The 20,094-nt window shown below is 38.0% G+C and carries 17 protein-coding genes and 1 pseudogene; 5 read left to right on the forward strand and 13 right to left on the reverse strand.

Annotation, left to right across the window (positions count from 1 at the left end; all coding sequences use genetic code 11):
• The first annotated feature begins 3 nt into the window (after positions 1-3).
• Both L6469_RS04000 and L6469_RS04005 read left to right on the forward strand, forming a co-directional pair.
• On the forward strand, positions 4-2,565 hold the full coding sequence (locus L6469_RS04000) for a DUF262 domain-containing protein (RefSeq protein ID WP_006282581.1): 2,562 nt from the start codon (positions 4-6) through the stop codon (positions 2,563-2,565).
• 694 nt (positions 2,566-3,259) lie between these two features.
• The gene (locus L6469_RS04005; RefSeq protein WP_006282582.1) at positions 3,260-4,027 is read left to right on the forward strand and encodes an LEM-3-like GIY-YIG domain-containing protein; all 768 of its coding nucleotides are present in this window, start codon (positions 3,260-3,262) and stop codon (positions 4,025-4,027) included.
• 25 nt (positions 4,028-4,052) lie between these two features.
• Here L6469_RS04005 and L6469_RS04010 read toward each other — a convergent pair whose 3' ends face one another.
• From L6469_RS04010 to L6469_RS04030, 5 genes and pseudogenes are all read right to left on the reverse strand, one after another.
• Complete coding sequence (locus L6469_RS04010; protein WP_024989259.1) at positions 4,053-4,718, reverse strand: hypothetical protein; 666 nt, start codon at positions 4,716-4,718, stop codon at positions 4,053-4,055.
• Positions 4,719-4,735: 17 nt separating this feature from the next.
• A complete protein-coding gene (locus L6469_RS04015) occupies positions 4,736-5,521 on the reverse strand; it encodes a hypothetical protein (protein WP_039870508.1) in 786 nt (261 codons plus the stop codon).
• A 56-nt stretch (positions 5,522-5,577) separates the two neighbouring features.
• A pseudogene (locus tag L6469_RS04020) lies at positions 5,578-5,781 on the reverse strand (nucleotidyl transferase AbiEii/AbiGii toxin family protein); the annotation flags it as partial.
• Positions 5,778-6,374, reverse strand: coding sequence for a type IV toxin-antitoxin system AbiEi family antitoxin domain-containing protein (locus tag L6469_RS04025; RefSeq protein WP_223918744.1), 597 nt, complete (start codon positions 6,372-6,374; stop codon positions 5,778-5,780). The pseudogene L6469_RS04020 and the gene L6469_RS04025, both read right to left, overlap by 4 nt.
• 339 nt (positions 6,375-6,713) lie before the next feature.
• Positions 6,714-7,703 (reverse strand): IS30 family transposase, encoded by a 990-nt coding sequence (locus tag L6469_RS04030; RefSeq protein ID WP_006282587.1) that lies wholly within the window; start codon positions 7,701-7,703, stop codon positions 6,714-6,716.
• Positions 7,704-8,284: 581 nt separating this feature from the next.
• Here L6469_RS04030 and L6469_RS04035 point away from each other — a divergent pair.
• Together L6469_RS04035 and L6469_RS04040 are read left to right on the forward strand one after the other, a co-directional pair.
• Positions 8,285-8,701 carry a hypothetical protein gene (locus tag L6469_RS04035; RefSeq protein ID WP_039870514.1) on the forward strand — a complete coding sequence of 139 codons (417 nt, stop codon included), beginning with the start codon at positions 8,285-8,287 and terminating at the stop codon, positions 8,699-8,701.
• Complete coding sequence (locus L6469_RS04040) at positions 8,667-9,713, forward strand: transposase (protein WP_006282588.1); 1,047 nt, start codon at positions 8,667-8,669, stop codon at positions 9,711-9,713. Before L6469_RS04035 ends, L6469_RS04040 begins: the two co-directional genes overlap by 35 nt.
• On the opposite strand, the gene L6469_RS04045 is transcribed toward L6469_RS04040, so the two are convergent.
• The 7 genes from L6469_RS04045 to L6469_RS04075 all read right to left on the reverse strand — a co-directional run bounded on the left by L6469_RS04045 (position 9,710) and on the right by L6469_RS04075 (position 17,028).
• On the reverse strand, positions 9,710-10,003 hold the full coding sequence (locus tag L6469_RS04045; protein WP_006282589.1) for a hypothetical protein: 294 nt from the start codon (positions 10,001-10,003) through the stop codon (positions 9,710-9,712). The genes L6469_RS04040 and L6469_RS04045 overlap by 4 nt on opposite strands.
• 28 nt (positions 10,004-10,031) lie before the next feature.
• Positions 10,032-10,409 carry a hypothetical protein gene (locus L6469_RS04050; protein ID WP_223918692.1) on the reverse strand — a complete coding sequence of 126 codons (378 nt, stop codon included), beginning with the start codon at positions 10,407-10,409 and terminating at the stop codon, positions 10,032-10,034.
• A gap of 5 nt (positions 10,410-10,414) precedes the next feature.
• On the reverse strand, positions 10,415-11,932 hold the full coding sequence (locus L6469_RS04055) for a hypothetical protein (protein ID WP_074803416.1): 1,518 nt from the start codon (positions 11,930-11,932) through the stop codon (positions 10,415-10,417).
• Positions 11,933-11,934: 2 nt separating this feature from the next.
• Positions 11,935-13,101, reverse strand: coding sequence for a 3'-5' exonuclease (locus L6469_RS04060; RefSeq protein ID WP_039870519.1), 1,167 nt, complete (start codon positions 13,099-13,101; stop codon positions 11,935-11,937).
• A gap of 11 nt (positions 13,102-13,112) precedes the next feature.
• A complete protein-coding gene (locus tag L6469_RS04065) occupies positions 13,113-14,342 on the reverse strand; it encodes a 3'-5' exonuclease (RefSeq protein WP_039870521.1) in 1,230 nt (409 codons plus the stop codon).
• Complete coding sequence (locus L6469_RS04070) at positions 14,290-16,653, reverse strand: Hsp70 family protein (RefSeq protein ID WP_223918691.1); 2,364 nt, start codon at positions 16,651-16,653, stop codon at positions 14,290-14,292. The genes L6469_RS04065 and L6469_RS04070 overlap by 53 nt, the downstream gene beginning before the upstream one ends.
• Before the next feature lie 120 nt (positions 16,654-16,773).
• Positions 16,774-17,028: a helix-turn-helix transcriptional regulator gene (locus L6469_RS04075; protein WP_006282595.1), complete on the reverse strand. Its 255-nt coding sequence runs from the start codon at positions 17,026-17,028 to the stop codon at positions 16,774-16,776.
• Between the two features lie 180 nt (positions 17,029-17,208).
• On the opposite strand from L6469_RS04075, the gene L6469_RS04080 reads away from it, so the two are divergent.
• Complete coding sequence (locus tag L6469_RS04080; protein WP_237851129.1) at positions 17,209-18,423, forward strand: ISL3 family transposase; 1,215 nt, start codon at positions 17,209-17,211, stop codon at positions 18,421-18,423.
• 88 nt (positions 18,424-18,511) lie between these two features.
• On the opposite strand, the gene L6469_RS04085 is transcribed toward L6469_RS04080, so the two are convergent.
• Complete coding sequence (locus L6469_RS04085; RefSeq protein WP_006282597.1) at positions 18,512-19,774, reverse strand: ATP-binding protein; 1,263 nt, start codon at positions 19,772-19,774, stop codon at positions 18,512-18,514.
• Positions 19,775-20,094 lie beyond the last annotated feature (320 nt).

The following is a 20,094-nucleotide window of genomic DNA, read 5'->3' on the forward strand; positions in this document are numbered from 1 at the left end:
GTTATGGCACAGAATATGACAGAGTATAGAGGTGAACGTCTATCGTTCTTCAAAATCTTCTCGCAGAAGAACTTCAAACTAGTTATCCCCATTATCCAACGTGATTATGCACAGGGAAGGACAAATGATGATACGAAAGAAGTTAGAACTGACTTTCTTGATGCCTTATATACTTACCTAAAGGAGAATAGACCGAATAGAGATTTGGATTTTGTTTATGGCACACTTCAGAAAGGGGATGACGAAGATGAACGAGTGCATTTCATTCCTCTTGATGGCCAGCAGAGATTAACAACATTGTTTCTCCTTCACTGGTTCTTATATCAGATATCAGATAACATTGAACTGAAATCAATGTTCAGGGATAAGCTTTTAGATGGAGACAAATCTCAGTTTACCTATGAGACACGCCAAAGTAGCATTGATTTCTGTGATGCACTTATGAAGGCTAATGTTGACATGTTCAATCTTATCACGATAAAGGATAAGCAAGGTCATGACGTGCCCTCTTTATCAGCTACCCTGAAGAATGAGCATTGGTACTATCGTATATGGAATAATGACCCGACAGTACAATCAATGCTTGTAATGTTGGATGCCATCTATCAGAAATTCGATGGAAAGAAGGAATACTTTGCCGGTCTGATGGATGAAGACAATCCTATCATTACGTTTATATTCATGGATTTGAAAGAGTACAAGTTGACAGATGATTTGTATATTAAAATGAATTCAAGAGGTAAACCTCTATCAAAATTTGAGAATTTCAAAGCCAAATTTGAGCAATACATCAAAGTTTTACTCAACAATGATGCATCTTTGAAGAACAAGAAGTACAAGATAAATTATTCATCGACAGAGACCGAGGTCGATTTATATAAATACTTCTCATACAATATAGACACAAAGTGGACGACTTTGTTCTGGCAATATTGTAAAAACGGCAAGGCTCAGAACCTTGATTCATATATTGAGAATTTTATCCGTGTCATTCTTACGTGCCATTATGCATCAAAGGTTGAGTTGGCACCAAAAGCTACTTCTGACGAAACGCTGAATGTGCTAATGAGTTCGGATTCGGATTACAAAAGCCTAACATTCAACAAATACGAAGGCACAAAGGCTCTTTCACTGGATGCTGTTTTGTCATTGGTAGATTCTCTTGACGCATTGTATAATGGGAAAAACGGCATTAAACACTATGTATCCGAGGACTATAAGTTCTATTTTGATGAAGATGATATTTTCAAGAAGGTTATTGAAAATAACCTTACTCGAAATGAACGTATTCAGTTTTATGCATACATAAGGTTCTTAGTTCTGAATCAATGCAATGGTGATGGTATTGATGAGTGGATGAGAGTTATTCATAACATATCACATCCAGACAACTCAATTATAGACGGTAATGATGATATGGCACGTGGCATCAGATCGGTTAATACGCTCTTGCCTTATGCTAACGACATCATCAACCATCTTAAGAATCATTCAATTACTGGTTTTGCCACACATCAATGTGCAGAAGAATGTATCAAGGCACAACTCATTGACCGACCAATATGGAAACAAAGCATTGAGAATACAGAGAAACATCCATATTTTAATGGACAAATCGGATTCATACTTCAATTCTCTGGCATTTGTGATGACTATCAGCAGAATCACGAACTGAGATGGTCTGAACAAGAAGAAAAAGACAAATTACATCTCTTCAAACGATATGCTCAGATAGCCTCTTATATGTTTGACCTTGACGCTAATGGTATCAGGTACAATGATAAAAACTATTGTTTCGAACGTGCCATACTTGTTCAAGGTGACTATCTCATGGAAGCATCTAACGACAGGTTCAATCTCCTTTCTACAGAGACAGTTGCAAAGAATGTCAAACGTGACCATAGTTGGAAACGACTTTTGAGAATCAATGAAACGAGAGAAGAGTTGATCGAAAGCCAGAACTATGTCAAATCAGCTTTTGATAAAGTCTCAGACATGAATGATATTACTGGTTCCTTTGAAAATCAATGTGAAGATGTTAAGACAGGATCACAATGGCGTGATTTGTTAATAACTACGCCCGAATTGTATGAGATCTCCGAGAAAGGCTTTATGGCTTTTGATGAAGACCAGCTGCTAATTCTAAGATACTGGTTCCGAAATTCATATCATGTGGAACTCTATACATATCATCTCTGGTTGAATAAATTAGAGAACAACTTAATGGAGTTTTCTCCATTGTTTGAGCTTAATTACATGGAGCAAAAAACAGGAGACATTACACCATTTATCCGACTCTCTGGATACACGTATAAACGAAACAAGTATCATATTGATATTCAATCCTCAATAAAAGAAAGTGACTGGAGTCTTGAAACATTCTGGGTATCATTTGCTTTTGATAATGAAAAGCGGACAGATTATCCAGATGATTTATTAGAAATCTTTAATGAACTCAAATTCACGAGAAGCGAAGTCGATAATTCGTACGAATGGACGTCATCTTCTGAAAACTCAGTTTTCAAAAAATTAAAAGAAATAATCAAAAGATTATTAGAACTTTGATTTTCTGAAAAATCAACTGAGTATACTCATTAAGCAATTCGTAGATTCGCTTCTTGAAAAGTCTTTACCTTCAAAAGAAAAAGAATATGTATGATTGAGTTTGAGATAATGGTCGCCCAAAATCAACGAAGCATTATCTCAAACTATTATCTTGTTTTTATCAAATGATAGATATCGTGTATTCTCTACTCCACATGCTATTACTCAAGAAAAATATACCAACCATATATAGTAAAAGAGTTTAGTTTATTCCCATATTATATATCCATAATCCAAACTAAACCTTTATTTTCGACAACGAAGCCTTCTATAAATTCCTTACCACAAAAAATGATTAGAAATGACAATGAGCATCACTAAAGAACACAACAGATTCGTTCGCTGCTCGCTTCTCAGCGATTGCAAGAATGTGCAAAAATCTGCGTTAAAAAGTGTAAACGTGCAAAGAACTGGAAAATCGATTTTGCAGATGTTTGCATTTTCTTTTTTTGAAGGCAGTCATATTTGCAGATTTTTGCCTATTTTACGTCCCCCCACCGTCCCTCGGAGTCACTTTAGTTACCCTAAAACAAAGGTGTTTATACTGATTATCAGCTACTTATATTTGCAGATTTTACATTCTGCGTCGGAAAGTAGATTTTGCGTGGGAAAGTAGATTCTGCGTGGGAAAGTAAGTTACTAAAAACGAGATATTATGAGCGTTATCAATACCTTCGACCAACGGACCATTGAAGCTCTCGCATATTATGTTTACGCTTTAGTTGATCCAAGAGACAATAAGATTTTCTATATCGGCAAAGGAAAAGGAAACAGAGTATTTCAGCACGCAAAAGATGCTCTGAACGAAGAAGACGAAAGCCTTAAACTTGATAAAATCCGGAGTATTCTGCAAGAAGGGAAACAAGTCAACCTCTATATCTTACGACATAACTTAACAGAAGATGTTGCATATATTGTGGAATCTACGCTCATCGATTTATTAACCTACAGCAAGTTTAACAAGATAAATCAATTGACAAATATTGTTGCAGGTCATCATCAATGGGATGAAGGTATTAAAGACGTTGATGAGATAAATGCCATATACAATTGTTCGAAAATAAACATAAATCATGGTGAGACATTGCTATTAGTTAGTCTAAATAGAAGTTTCAATCAGGCAAAAGCGAATGGGGTATATCGCAGGCTTGACATTTATGAAGCTACCCGAAAGTATTGGAAGATTAGTAAAAATGCACCTCACGAGGTTAAGTATGTGCTGGGGGTTTATAAAGGAGTTGTCCGTAGCGTCATAGAGGTCAATTCCTGGCATTGGACAACTGTTGCAGAAGATGGTACGACGTTTGATAAAGAACGTTGTGTCTTTGAAGGTAAACTCATAGAAGATTCGCCATACTTAAACAAAGATATTTCAGATTATCCTTTTGGAAGTGGAGGAGCCGTGAGGTATATTAGATCATGATTGGGCAATATCATCGTGAAGATGTTTATCGCAAATAACCATAAGGTTTCTCTATAAAATCACAAAAATCTTTGTACAGTTTCTCCTTTTCTGGGTATTTTGAATACGCATAAAGAATATTGTCTACTTTCTTTTCTGCAATTTGATTTGATCTCAGAATATTAACACGAGATTTTGTAATTATGTTTTCTGCATTCCCATTATCACATTCCACTAGTATCGGTAAGTCATCTTTCATATTACTCCCCGTAGCATCGTAACTTCTGAATAACTCAGCACAAGCTAATGGACCTTTCAGAACTTTGCCACTTTTCTTTTCTATCAACTGACGAATAAGAATACCGCCAAAGTATGCACTATCATCTAGCACAAACTTCTGAACTATCTTCCCTTTATCATCAAATTTGTTTGTAGACTCAATACTACTTGAAAAGTTAAGGTCTATTCCTCCGAAATCATTAACGTACCAATATAATGGTTTGGACACTCGTGGATGAGTGATAATATCACGATGATTCTTGTTGTAAAAGTAAAACTCAATCTCCTTGAAAAGATACTTCTTCTCACCCTTTTGGATAGCAAAACTTTCAAACAACATCTTTGCTATTTTTTCAAAACGCTCTTCGATGTCAGATGTATTCATGTTGGCATCGAGAGTCATTAGCTGTCGGAGTTGCTCTGTGTTATTCATATAAAGGAAGCTAATTGTTAATCTTCGTGTATTGTCAACTTTCCATTCTTGAGTTCATACACCCTTATTCGAACTTTTATTTTCTCTAAGGGCAAACGAGTAGCTATAATTTTTGATTTATATTGTCCATTTGGTAAATAGGCTACCTTCCATGTGCTCACCGAATTACCCTTAACATCTCCATATATCAATTTGAAAGAAGTGTCATTCAATCGTTCGATTTTTAAGAGAATATCAAAATCATGTGTATGATCCAAATTCAGTTGTTGAAGATAACTTACTCCCTCCTTACTCCAATAAAAACGGGATGACGTTATGAGTTTCAACTCTTTCTTAACGTAATTCTGCGCAATTTGATTTTCCTTTTTGAAGTTGTACTTGTTAGTCTTATAATCATTAATATATGTTTGCCGCAAAAGCTCGTCTGTTACTCTTTGGGATATTGGACGTCGATTAAAATCAAATATGTCAACAACTCTAACCAGTTGCCCTTTTTCATTATAAACTTCTTCACCAATTACACGATATTGTGGATGTGACTTATATTTGTTGTAGGACATTCGTAATGGGTATGCTTCAAATACATCCTCACTTTCCTCCTTGTCAATCCACTCCCATCCTTCAGTAGAATCAATAATAATTGGAATCTTTGTGAATTCAGAATTGTCACCTTTGTCATTATTTATCGAATCCTCAAAAGATGACATATTATCTATAGGAGCCTGACGTGGAACAACATCCTGTCCCAAAACTTGCACAGATAAATATATCAATATGGCTATTAAGAAAAATCTATTATTCATAATCTCAAATATATAAGGTGTAAATCTTTGCTTACTTTTCTCTCTTTTATATTAGCTATTTCTTCGCTATAACGTGGCTGGGGTGAAAGATAGAGCTTATGCAAAGCTGTTCCACCTCGGAATGCCAACTGCGATGCAAGGAACTCATCACTAAAGATGGAAACCAAGGCACGGCATATAATCAGGTCTTGCTCAATCTGGGCATTATCTATCCACGGAGCATGTTCGCTCCATTGCTGTATCGCTGTTCTATTAATCATATATCGTCTGTTTCTATTTCTACGTTTATGTTTATCTTCCATCGGATATCTCTATTTGATGGATTGTCTTCTGTCGATGTACTTAAAGGTTGATATTTGAGATAACCCAAAGATGCACGAAGCTGTTCATACAAGTCATCTGCCAAGTTCTTTTCCTCAACGACATTTTCAAGTATATAGCCACGTTGCCATACAACCTTTTTCACATAAGTTGCAAGTGGCGCAAACTGCTTATTAATGTCAATCTGCTCTGAAAGCTCTTCAAGTATGGTGGCGACTCGCGACAATCCACCCTCATGTTGCTGATACTGCACAAGGTCTGCGGCTGTTAAAAGAGGATTTGATATACGGATAGTTCCCGTTTCAGTATTCTTTGTAATCAGGGCTTCCTCTGGCAATCCATCCCGATAATACCAATCAATGGTTACATTACGAGTAGAGACGACCCGACGCTTAGGAAAAGTCGTCATTACAGAGAATTGCTGGGGACGCTGATGAGCTGTACCAAGTAGCTCTGCAGCACTAAGCATACATACATAGTAAGGCTTTTGCAGATACGACATTAACTGATCAATATAATAGGTTGCTGGCACAGATCCACGCAACAAATATTGAACGGGAATAATAACGTAATAGCCTCTATAAACACTAGCTATGGTCTTATTTGAACACTGAGTAATTTTGGTGCAAATATAATAAAATAAATATTAGCTTTGAACTATTTCTGCCTAAAATCACTCTGTTTTATAGAAATTTATTTCCAAATTCACAATTTTATCGAATTTGGAAGCAAAATACACGCATATAACTCTAAATATGAGATATGATTGCCGTCCAAAAGAAAAGAGAAGCCAATTATTCTGTTTGATAGCGCAACCCTTTGCTTTAGTTTATACCCATATTAAATATCTATAACCTAAGCAGGATTCACATTAATAACGCAACAACTTTATAATTGTTTTATTCTCTCCGTATTTTTGTCTGATAAACTCGACAGGCGTTTTGTAATTCAATCTCTTTCTAGGTCTGTTGTTGATTCTGTCCTGTACCATATTGATGTCTTTATCTGTTATCTTTGTAAAATCACTCCCTTTAAGGAAATATTGCCTGACTAGACCGTTAGTGTTTTCATTAGCACCTCTTTCCCATGAGTGGTATGGTCTTGCAAAGAAGATGTCTATTTTCAGTGCTCTAGCAATCTGCTGGTGCCTGGAGAACTCTGTACCATTATCTGCGGTCATGGTATGCAATCCCTTTCTTATCGGCTTAAGTGCGGCAATGGCTGCCTCCGCCAGAGGCTCTGCCTCTTTTGAAGGAAGCTTTCTCATGATTAGGAACCCGGACTCCCTATCATTGATTGTCATGATGACGCTCCGCCTGTTCTTCCCCACAATGGTGTCGATCTCCAGATCTCCGAACCTTCCTTTCTCATCAACGACCGCAGGTCTTTGCTCTATCCCGACACGTCCAGGTATTCCCCTTGACTTATACGATGAACCGCGCTTGTTATAGCGCCTGCCCCTGTGGCGCAGATGCTTATAGAGAGGCTTCCCCCATTTGTGCTTCTCCTCCCACACATATCTGTAGATGGTTTCGTGTGAGATGGGCGGTAATCCCAGTGCACGCCGTCTTCCGGATATCTGCTCGGGAGACCACTGTTCCTGTGTGAGCTTATGGTCAATGTAAACCTTTATTTCGTCCGTAAGGACGGTATAGTGCTTTCTTGCGCTCATTCTCCTGTCTGACAGCCACTGGGCCTTTTCCGCATTATACCTGCCATGGGGTGCCTTGTTGCGCCTAATTTCTCGGCTAATGGTGCTGCGGTGCACACCAAGAGCCCTGGCTATGTCTGTTGAACGTTCTTTTTTTTGCAGTCTGAAAGATATTTCGTACCTTTGCTGCGCAGTTAGATGCTTTGTCATATTTGCAACTTATGTGGAAGTTTGTCTGCAAAGGTAAGCATTTAATGCTGGGGACGAAAGATCTTGTGGAACTTTTGTCCCTTTTTTCATGCTCCTTGCTCACTTACTTCTTTGACACATTTGTTGCATTATCAATTTGAATTCAAGTAAACTAAACCTTAATGCAAGAATGTGCAAAAGTCTGCGTTAAAAAGTGTAAACGTGCAAAGAAATGGAAAATCGATTTTGCAGATGTTTGCATTTTCTTATTTTGACGGCAGTCATATTTGCAGATTTTTGCCTATTTTGCGTCCCCCCACCGTCCCTCGGAATCACTTTAGACACCCCAAAACAAAGGCGTTTGAGTTGATTATCAGCTACTTATATTTGCAGATTTTACATTCTGCGTCGGAAAGTAGATTCTGCGTGGGAAAGTAGAATGACTAAAACAACTCAGAACAATTCAGAACAACTATTAGAAAGTCTCTCATTTTGAGGGACTTTCGTCATTTTAACACTTTAAGGGGGCACCTGTATAACCACGTGTGAGCGTACACTAAAAGCGTGATGTTTTTCGTTCTTATAAGAAACGAGATATCACAATGAACCCACAATACGAAATACTTGCCAAATGTTTGTTGCCAACACATATGTTGGGGTTTGAACTGACCAATGTTGAGGTGAAGCCCAAGGAAAAGACAGCCACACAAGATACGGAGTCAGATGAGAGTCCTGTGAACGTTATCCATCTGTATCTTGACGAGAATGAGTTAACACCTGACAATCGTGAAGATTTGCACCCTAACGGCTTTACGCCAGCCAAGACCTTCCATGACTTTCCTATACGCGGTCAGGAGGTGCTGCTGCATGTGCGCTGCCGTCGCTGGTTTGACTCCGACAATCACAATGTCATGTCAGAGTTTGATTTTATCCAGGAGTCGACCCGCTGTTCGAAGGAACTGACGGATTTTTTTAAAGAAGCGTTTGGAGACGCTCCCTATAACGGCCCGTTCGTTTGAGAAAGACTATCACATCAACGGTGATAACTTCGAGCGCTCATACAAGGAGACAATCAGTGGTTTCAAGATCTGGAAAGACGCAGACCATGCAGAGAACTGGGTGATAATCCCGAAGAATATGGGCACTCATCTGAGCATAGATGAGACATGTCTGTCCACAGGTGAGGTCTATACCATCCTGTCCAACAAGGAGGCTCATGGGCGAAAGGGATGCCTCGTGGCCATTGTGAAGGGAACCAAGGCAAAGGAAGTTACAAGCATCCTGAAGAAGATACCGGAAGTAGTACACCTGCAGATTGAAGAGGTGACGCTTGACTTCTCCGACAGCATGCACCAGATTGTCAGTGCCTGCTTCCCCAAGGCGATGATTACCCTTGACCGTTTCCATCACCAGCAGTTCTGTCTGGAGGCATTACAGGAAATACGCATTGGGCATCGCCGTGAGGTAATGACGGAGGTCGCTAATGCCAGAGATGACTTCAGGGCTATGATAAAAGACCTGATCAAGAGCGGAAAGCCGCTTGTAGATGCAGAAGGCAAGCCAATCCGTAGCAATGCCACATACCATCCTGAGAGGCTGAAGAACAACGAGACAAAGGCAGAGCTGCTCATGCGCAGTAAATACCTGCTGATGGTGTCACCTGAGAAGTGGACTCCAAGCCAAAGGGAGCGTGCGGAGATACTCTTTGAGCTGTATCCTGATATAGAGATGGCGTACAGCCTGACATACTCTCTGAGGATGATCTTTGCCCAGAAGTACGACAAGGAAGCCGGACGTAAGAGCATCAAGAAGTGGTACGCCAAAGTAGGCGAGTTTGATAATAAAGCCTTCAACGACATTGCCGCAGCCATGTACGACAGGGAGGACGAAATACTCAACTATTTTGTGAACAGGTCAACCAATGCTTCTACAGAATCGCTGAATGCTAAGATTAAGGACTTCAGGGCTCAGTTAAGAGGTGTTATTGACAAGAAATTCTTCATCTTCAGACTGGTCAAGATTTTCGGTTAATCCACGCGGTTATGCAGGTGACCCAGAAAATCACTATTCACATGGGACAACTCCTCACTAATTAGGCAATATGCTTCTGCACGTCCCTCCTGTTCTTTAAGGAAACACTTCAAAGCATGGAACTTTCCCGTCTGCTCATCTTTCATTTTGAACACTACAGCAAAATTGCCACTGGTCATTACCGGTAGTCCATATTCATGCAAAACAGGACGAAGATTCTTCAGCTGGTCGAGATTGTCTTCAGCAGCATTAATGGCCTCGACGTATTCTGTAATGAGTGGATAGTCCATGTCTTATTGCTTAAATTAGCTCAACTCACTATGACTTTGAACAATTTTCCATATCGTTGGGACTAACAGCATCTTCAAATGAAACATTTATGCCGCAAAAGTCTGCTACAATATCATATATAGCTGTCTCATTTGTGTTAATATCCTCATCGACAATAATCATTTTGCTCATGAGAGCAGCAAAATACTTCTTTTGTTCTTCTGTAAGCAACCTAACCTGAGAGAGGGCGATAAGAGAGTTTTTAGCTTTTACTACCTTATGGTCTTTTGCAGTAAGCCCAAACTCCTTTTTCAATTGTTCAAAGAAGAAAGTTTCTCTTGCATCGATAATGCCATCGGCATGTATGATGTCCAATAAAATTCGCATCATAGCGATTTTTTGCTGATATGTTAATTCCATTGCCATATATTTTATTTTTTTACTATTCTCCAATCATCTTTAGAATTTTTAAGTAACTCAAATTGCTCTTCTGTTACATCTCTTATAGCGTCTTTTGCTTTTGAGGGCTTCCCTGATGACGTATATTTTTGTACAGTAATGAGAACCCTGTTTTCATCAGTACCAAATAGTGAAGGAGATTCCACCTTTATTTTCTTCCCGCCCTTAGTAGACGGAGTAGGTTCTTGAACAATGTTTGGCACATCTTCATGAAAGGGAGGTTTATACGGAGATTGCTCCTGCCCCTGAAAAGGTGAATAGGATCCTTCGTATCGTTTCCCGTATCCATAACTACCAGATGAACCATCATAAGGGTAAGAGGATTTGCCATAAGGGTTATATGATGATTTCTTTTTCTTTTTTCCCTGACCGCGAGAGAATTCGCTCCTCATCATTTTTTCGCGTTCACGATCATCTTCCATACGTTGCATTTCACGCTTAGCTTTCTCTTTTTCATACTCCTTTTGCATTTTGATTCTCTGCATTTCTGTTTGAGATTTATAAATTGGAAGAGGAAGATTCTCATATAAGCACGAGTACGTTTTATCGTGAGTTAATGCTATACCCAACATATATGAAGCAAGTGTGAAGGATTGACCAAATGATGCCTTGCAACGCTCAACAAACTCTTGATCATAAGTAAAGTCATCCGAGAAGCGTTCTCTCATGACTAAATAATTGATGGCTACACTTATGAAATCTACATCTGGCACAAATTCCGAAATCTTCTGAAGAAAACCAGAAGCTCGCTCATCTAGTCTTAAGCGATCATTAATATCATTAGATTTCAAATTTAAACCATTATAGGAATCAAGGATTTTATAGATTGCTGTACCCTCAACTTCATAATCATCCACCTCACGCTTTGCCATAAAATTGCATATAACATGAACTACATCCATGTAAAAGCCAAGTGTGTCTTTGGGATAGAAAGAATGTCGCTCATATCGCATTAAGTAAGTCCAAATAGGCTTATTTCCGTTGGGACGAATATTATCATAAACATCAGATAGCATCTCTTCTACGGATATGTCATCAATGATTGATTTGCAGAACTGCAATCCTTCCAATTTGAAAATGTTAAAGATATTTCTGGTGCCCTGCATTGAACTGTCAAACATTTGCCGTTTCTGAATAAGGCTGACAGCATTATCCCATATGGGGTTATCTATGCGGATATGTTCGTCGAAAGATGATTCAAATTCCTTCTTAGCTTCTAAATCAAGAGGGAATATGTGTTGAACCTCCTCAATTGATATCGTTGCAGGGTTACTTAAACTGTCTTTCTTCTCATAATGCAATATAAGATATGCAAATGAACTGTCGAAAGAGTTAACTTCCGCGAATATTGAATCATACAATTCTGGTTTTGATTCAATTTCTGGAATAGAACAATCAAAAGGAACAATTTTTTCCTTGTTCACGTTTAAAAAGCCATATTTATACAAATCAATAAAATCGGCTCTTCTTAATAGTATCAAATAATTCATAATTAAATTCCAAATATATTGTTAGTACCCGCATTTATGGTTTGTCCATTCAATGCATCATGAATATTTATTTCAATACATTCCCCTGCAAAGTTGGAAAGATAAGCAGACCTTGTCCCGCTATGCGTAAGATAAAGGTTTTTGCGACTTCTCGTCATCGCCACCATAAAAAGCGTCCTACTTAGTATTTCACTACTGTTTATATACAAGGACTGATTAAGGCCTGGCAGAAAAACATTATCAAAGTCAAGACCTTTTGAGCTGTGGTATGTCATCAAGCAGATTTTTCCGCTAGTTTCTGTGAATGAACCATACCCGTTTCCTACATATTGCATCTTTACATCTTGTGATGCCAGATATTGATTTAGTGCATTGTAATTCACTTTGCCATAATTGTTTAATTGTGCATTCCAGCGAGGCTTACCCAATACGGATAATGCTGTCTGAACAAAACTAATAATACTTCCGTGCGAAGGAATTAAGATGGCAGCTGTATCACCAACGCCAACAGCTTTTTGAGCTTCACGCATAACATACTTAACCTCATCACTCATTGATGTAGCAGTACATAGTCTGATTTGAGTCGTACGCTTATTCATGTTTCTCTTTGCAGTGAAGATATTCATATTGGGTAGAAACTTTTGTACGGCAGCAATGATGGAACTTGATAGTCTATGAATTATTCCAAGTTCGAAGTCACGAGAATTTAAGAGTGCCGTTATTTGCGTTGGAGTAACAGTTGGCTCTCTGAACTTTGGGTCACTATCGTAAATTGACTGGTTTTCATCGCCAGCCACGATAACATGTTTAGCTCTGCTATTCATAGAAGCTAATACACGCCCCGTCATATCCTGTATCTCGTCACTTAGTACATAATCATAAGAACTTCCCCCTCTCATGAAGTCATAATATGTCATGATATTGGCGGCAATGCCCATTTCTGCAAAAGCGGCTTTAAACATGGCAATGAGAGAATGCGTAAAGACAACAACTGCAACTTTAGCATTTGGGTCTCTACGTTTAATCTTTTTCATTGTGTATGCTAATAAAACTGACTTGCCTGAACCAGGAAATCCCTTAATCCAAACATTTTGTCTGTCAATGTCTACATTCTCGACAAATTGACGCTGCTGATCATCCAGCATATTTTCCGGTACTAACCATGCCATAATATTATAGTTTAAATTGCAAAAATATTATCATTATTCATGTTACTATTTATAGAATCAATACAATGTAGTCTCACACATTTATCTTTTATTAGTAGTAAGTATGGATGCATAGAACCACTAAATACAAGATATAGGTTACGAAGGGCTCTTGTCATTGCCAAGACAAAGACATTCTTGCTAGCTTCATCGCTCGGACTGATATATAGACTTGAATTGAGATACGGTAAAAATACGTTGTCGTATTTAAACCCCATTGAACCATGATATGTCATAATGTTAATCTTGTTTTCAAGGTCTGACAGTCGACCATAGCTACTTCCTAAGCATTGATAATTAATATCGTTAGATATCAAATATTGATTAAGATTGTTATAGTCAATTCTCCCCCATTTATTCAAAACTTCATTCCAAGGATCCTTACCTTCTTGTTTAATTAAAGCCTGTGCAAAGTTTAACATGTCTCGATTTGTCGCCAATAAAATAGCAGACGTAGATCCACATCTAAGACATTTTTCCGACTCCTTTATAATAAATTGAACTTCTTCATCAACACAAGAACCTTCATAAATGCGAACTTGCTGACGTTGACGTGAATTCATGGAATTCATTATGGGTTTGGTCATTTTTTTATTTAATATCAGTTCGGACAATCCAATAATATACCCATCATAATTGTGATTATATATTAAATCAAATTCTTTAGGATGCAAAGTTTCTCGGATTTGTTCTATCGTCAAAAGTGGCTCTTTAGTTTGTGGGGCATATTCAAAAAGTTTGAGATATGGATTAATAGTGACAATAATGTGAGTTGTCATTTTTCTTATTTCAGAAAGCAATTTCTGACTTATTAGTTGAACATCATCGCATAAAATGTAATCATAATGGTTGGGGGCTTTGCGGAATTGCCAATATGTTAACACTTTAGTCCTTATACCAATCTCAGAAAAAGCTTTTCTAAATTTTTCTACCTCAACATTCCTATAAACAAGCACAAGAATCCTTGAAATATTATTTAATCTTAGAATCTTTCTTATTAGACACATTAGAGTGAACGACTTTCCGCAATCCATATTGCCAGAAATGCAGATAGTCGTATCTGATAAGCCATATTCTATGACATTCCGAGTAGTCGGATCCCACATGTTTTCAGGAACAAGCCAACCCATAGTTATTTTTTTTCGTAAATTAACTCTTTTGTAATGCTTTTGTCCTTGTTTGTGTAAGATTATCTGCATCATAATAAGCAGTCTGCTCAATCTTTGGTTTCGCAGATCTTATTTCAAAGGCTTTGTCACGCATGCCAAGTTCTTCGGCTACAGAAGCGAACCAGCCATAATCAGCACGGTTTAATGAGTTGGTCTTCCATCTTCTCTCATAGGCGTCAAATGCGACTTGTAACTTTAATTTAGCATCTTCTGCTTTCCCTTCCTGTTTGTCTATCCTTCCAAGAAGAATATTTACGCAAGGTTCTGATGGATTTATCTCGTATGCTTTTTCAAGATGTTTTCTTGCACGTTTGGGGTCTTGGAATAAAAGTGTGTTGCCAATATTGAAATTAGGCCAATAGTCGTTAGGATTATGTTCTATGGCCCTTTCAAAGAACTCAACGGCTTTATGTCTATTTCCTGAATTGTGGTAATAAACACCAATCAGATTGTAATCGCTAGGATTCGGATATATTTCGTTTTGCTGCTCTAACGTTTCTGCAGCTCGGAAGTCGTTTCCGGCATCTTCATATGCTTTCCTTAATTTTACGAGAGCATTCTTGGTTGGGACACCTCCATTTTTCTCTGTTTCAATATTTGCTTCCCTTTCCGCTCTCAACACGATCCTCTCCTCAGTTGTTAATTCTTTATTTGCAAATGGGTTCTGGGGTTCAACCATACAATTTACCCCCATACAAGATGCTTTGGCTAAGAGTAGCTTATCTGCTGTAATTTCTACAGCTAGCGAAACTTGGGCAGATGTCGGGAATCCACCATCTCTTGTGATTTTAAGGTTGAATAGCATTTTGTTCTCACTACCAACACAAATAGGGAGCTCAATAGCCTCTTGTTTCTCTTTTGTTGGCATTAAGTCATCAACAACAACTGTGTCACTAGGAATTGTTGTTCCTGCAGGAATAAGTACTTTGTTTGTCGTGTCTTTAGTAATAACGAAAATAGGCTCACTAGTAATAGGCTGTATGATGCATTTGTTCATACCGTTCATTAATAGCGAATGTATGGCAGCTCCTTTTGAAACATGTGTCTGTAGATCCTGGGGGACAAGAATCTCAGCATCGTCAAAATAGTCTTTAATAGCCTCCTGAATAAATGGATTTTGAGCACTGCCGCCAATTAAAAGTATATAATCAATCTCTGATTTCTTAACATTAGCCTTTCTGATAGCACTATCAATTGGCATGAAAATGTTATTGTAGTCCTCTTGACCGCTTATAGTGGTGGCTAATTTGGAATTCTTTACGAAGACAGACATTGCTTCGCAGAACTCCTTATTTGAAAGATAAAAAGAGGATTGTGACAAAACGCCCTTACGTGTCTCTATGTTGATATCCACAGATATTTCTTCCTTGTCATCACGAGTCTTGAGGTGTTTGGGAATCTCCAGCTTATACACCTGTGTAGCAATTTTCTTACATATCAGTATTTTGAGCCTTTCTGCTACCTTATATAACTGAGTGGCTATAAATTGCCTTTCCTTAGTTCTAAAATCTTCTGCTTTTACGTTGTTATGCTCAAAGAACCGTGGTAACAGATATTTATAGGTTAAAAATCTGTCAACGTCATCGCCTCCCAATTTAGTGAACTTTGAAATCGCAACGTTCTTTGAGTATAATCCATTGACAGACTTTCCTATTTCTAGTATCGAGATATCACATGTACCACCACCAAAGTCGAAAACAAGGACTTTAGAATTGTAATGAGGACTAATAAGTAATGGCTTATCCGACTCTTCACTGTCATGAACATAACTAATGAAAGCAGCATTTGGCTCGTCAATAAGAGACTGTTTTGTTACTGTCATTCCGTTAGTTTCCAATGCCTCCATTAGTTCTTTTCGCTGGTTTGCCTCAAAAGAAGCTGGAATACTTACCGCATAATCGATATTCTCAGATAATCCATTGTCTTTACAATACCTTTTTATTAGCATGTTTAGATACATGAAGAATACCCTTACACAGTCTTTGGGATTTCTTATGTTAATGCCTTCCATGCTTCCAACCTCGCTTTCGTAATATTTCGCTCCAAGGTCTTCACCGATTTCCATCTTAAAGGAGAACCAGATGTTCTTACCCTTTGTTAGGGAATATTTCAAATTAGAAGCACCTTCTCCTACTAACAAACGGCCATTATACCAAGCTATTACACTTGGTAATTTTTCACTTTGAAAGATTGTCCCGTCTTCTAAGACCTGTGTCATCTGGATAGGCAACGTCTTAATAGAGTTCTTGCCATCTTCTTTGGTGGCTATAGAAACAACTGTAGTCGATGTTCCAAAATCAATGCCAACATAAGTTCTTCCTTTGACCAACTGGGTCTCAGCCATCGTTGGAAGCATTGAATGAATGGATAAAATATTGGAGTTATTCATAACAGTTTTATTTATATCTGTGAATTATTTGCGTAAATTTACAACAAATATTCTATTTGCTTATTAGTTATGCTTTCACAAGCCTTGTGAAATCTCTTTTTTCCCTTCTTGGGGGAGAAGATAGCTCTTCTTGTATTCGCTTACTAGAAGTTCTTTAATATCAACTTCCAACAAATCTGCCATCTTCAAAAGGTTGCTGAGATCAGGCTGTGACGAATTAGTACACCATTTTGAAACAGTTGATGGTGTTACCCCCAACTGCTCTGACAACCACTTACTGGTACGCTTTTTCTCGACAAGCACCAATTTGATGCGATTAATATCTTCCATATTTTAGGTTTTTATGCCTCAAATATAATGAAAATATTTCAATTTATAATACTTCGCCTTTAGAATATATGCCAAATCATGTTTTTTTTGGTTCATCAGACAAATGACGTGATGTTAAATTGAATTGAAAAGAAATAGCTGGAAAATTCATATCTTTGTAGCGACCAAACTATAAATGACATGATAAATTCCAGCTTCCTGTTTTTCGCATTCGGCATCAATGGATTCCAATGCAACAGTTTCAGCCACAAAGATAGCCAAATAGTTTTGAATATCCAAAAGCGAATGGACAAAATGCGCTGTCCATGTTGTAAGAGTCGTCATATTATTCGTAATGGTTATGTATGGCGCGACTTCAAGACTGTCCCGATAGGTCATATTCCAGTAGTCCTTCATACAAAGATTCAACGTATAAAGTGCAAGGATTGCGGTTGTGACATGCAGGAGGAGATCCACTTTGCTCATGGTAAGCGCACCTATACTGCTCGTTTGGAGAACCTTGTAGTGGACCTGCTTGATATTGCAACCATCAAATCGGTGGCAGAATACCTCCATCTGACATGGGATACTGTAAAGGACATTCATAAACGTCGTCTGAAATCCAGGTATGGTAATCCGAACATACGGAATGTAAAGAGCATAGGAATAGATGAGTTCGCAGTACGTAAAGGACATGTATACAAGACTATTGTCGTGGATTTGGAGACAGGCAGGATTATATATGTGGGAGACGGTAAGGGTGTAGATGCCCTGAAAGGTTTCTGGCGCAAGGTAGACCATTATGGGGTTGTCATTGAGCATATAGCTACAGATTTATCAAAGGCCTTCATTGCTTCTGTGATGGAACATGCACCGCTTGCCGTACATGTGTTTGACCATTTCCATGTTGTAAAGCTCATGAATGATGCGATAGACAAACTTAGAAGCAGGATGTACCATGAGGAGAAGGATCTCAATAGACGGAAGGTCATAAAGGGTATGAGATGGCTGTTGCTCTGTAATGGTAAGGACATCTATGATGACAAACACAAGGAGAGACTTGAGAATGCCCTAGCCATGAACAAACCTCTTGCACAGGCGTACTATTTAAAGGAGAGCATGAGGGAAATATGGATGCAAGTCACTAAAACTCATGCAGAATCTTTCCTAGACGAATGGATCAGACAAGCCAGGAGTACTAAAGTATCACTGATAGAAAAGGTGGCAAATACTATTGCAGCATATCGATCCGGCATCCTAGCATGGTACGACTGTCACATATCTACTGCTAAAGTCGAAGGTATCAATAATAAGATCAAAGTACTCAAAAGAAATGCATACGGACTCAGGGATGATAAGTACTTTGAACTTAGACTCTATGCCTTACACGACAGACGCATCACGTCATTTGTCTGATGAACCATAATTATCAATTTAAAATATTCACTTGTTCACATTTCCGAACATCAAAATCCAGAAATAAGATGGAGAACTAGACTAAGTATCACATTCCCCATTCCACGAACCTCTCTGGTTCTCGAAGAAAATCCATAAGATTTACAATGTATACACCCTCCTCATTCATGTAAGTAGGCTGTAATCCATTTACTATAACAATACGACGGAATCCATCGCGAAGCTTACGCAGAGACGCAAGTTCTTGATCACGTTTTTCTTGAGTTTCCATCGCATAAGCAGATTGTATATATACTCGCTCATACCCACGGTTGCAAACAAAATCCACCTCCAAAGTTTTTCTCTTTCGAGTACCATCAACGTCCTTAACCTCAGTATATACTTGGCCAACGTCTACTTTCATGCCAACAGCACGTAGTTCATTGTAAAGCATATTTTCCATCATGTGTGTAGGCTCAACCTGTCTAAAACCAAGACGAGCATTTCTTAAACCTAGGTCTTCAAAATAATACTTATAAGGAGAGTCTATGTATTTGCGTCCCTTTATATCATAGCGTGTGGCACGTTCAAGTACGAACGCATCTTCCATATATTCAAGGTAGAGACGTATAGTATCCACTGAAATACTACTCTGCTTTACACTCTTGAAGGTATCTGCAATCTTTGGAGGATTGGTTAATCCACCAACACATGATGCCATGATATCTACCAGTTCTGCAAGATCACTATCTTGACGCACATCATAACGTTCTTTGATATCACGCAAATAGGTATGTTCCATTTGTTGCTCTAAGTAGTTAACCTTCTTGTTAATATCTTTTTCAAGTACAACCTGAGGCAACCCCCCATATAGCATATATTCACGAATCAATTCTTGTGAATAATTACCACGAAAATCTGCCACTTCTTTAAAAGTCAATGGACGTACATGTATTTCATCGCCACGACCACGAAATTCTGTAATAACATCCTTCGATAAGAATTTAGCATTAGAACCTGTCACAAACACGTCTACGTTGCTGATGCTTAAAAATGAGTTCAAAACATCCTCAAACTCGCTGACCATCTGTACCTCATCTAACATCACATAATATTGTCCATCTGTTGATAGACGTTTATCGATATATTGTAGTAAAGCATCAGGATCTCGCAAACTTTTATTCAGACGATTTTCAAGATTCACTCCAATAATATGATCTTCCTTTACCCCTTGCCCAAGCAAGTAGTTCTTGAAAAGGGTAAATAGCAGATATGATTTACCACATCTGCGCATGCCTGTTATCACCTTTATCAAACCATTACCACAACTGTGAATAAGTTGATTCAAGTACTTATCTCTACTTATATCCATACTTTACTCGTCTATTTTGTGTAAATACACGTTTTTAACGATTACAAAAATATATTTTTCTCTTCATCCATACAAATTTTCAACCGATATTCTTTATATTTAGGCGCTTTTTTAACATAAATGCAGTCAAAATATAGTAAGGGTTTACATTTATTTTCAATTTTACTTGCCTTCTGTTTCTAATTAAACAAAAAATCCCTAATCTAGTGGAACTTAGTTTCGTTTTCTCAAAATCAAGAACCAATCTTGGTCCACAAGAATTATATAAAGACTCAAAGTAAGAAAGTCGCTAAAATAACAGATATTTTAACGTATACAAG

This window comes from Segatella baroniae B14 (assembly GCF_022024235.1).
GTDB classification, from domain to species: Bacteria; Bacteroidota; Bacteroidia; order Bacteroidales; family Bacteroidaceae; genus Prevotella; species Prevotella bryantii.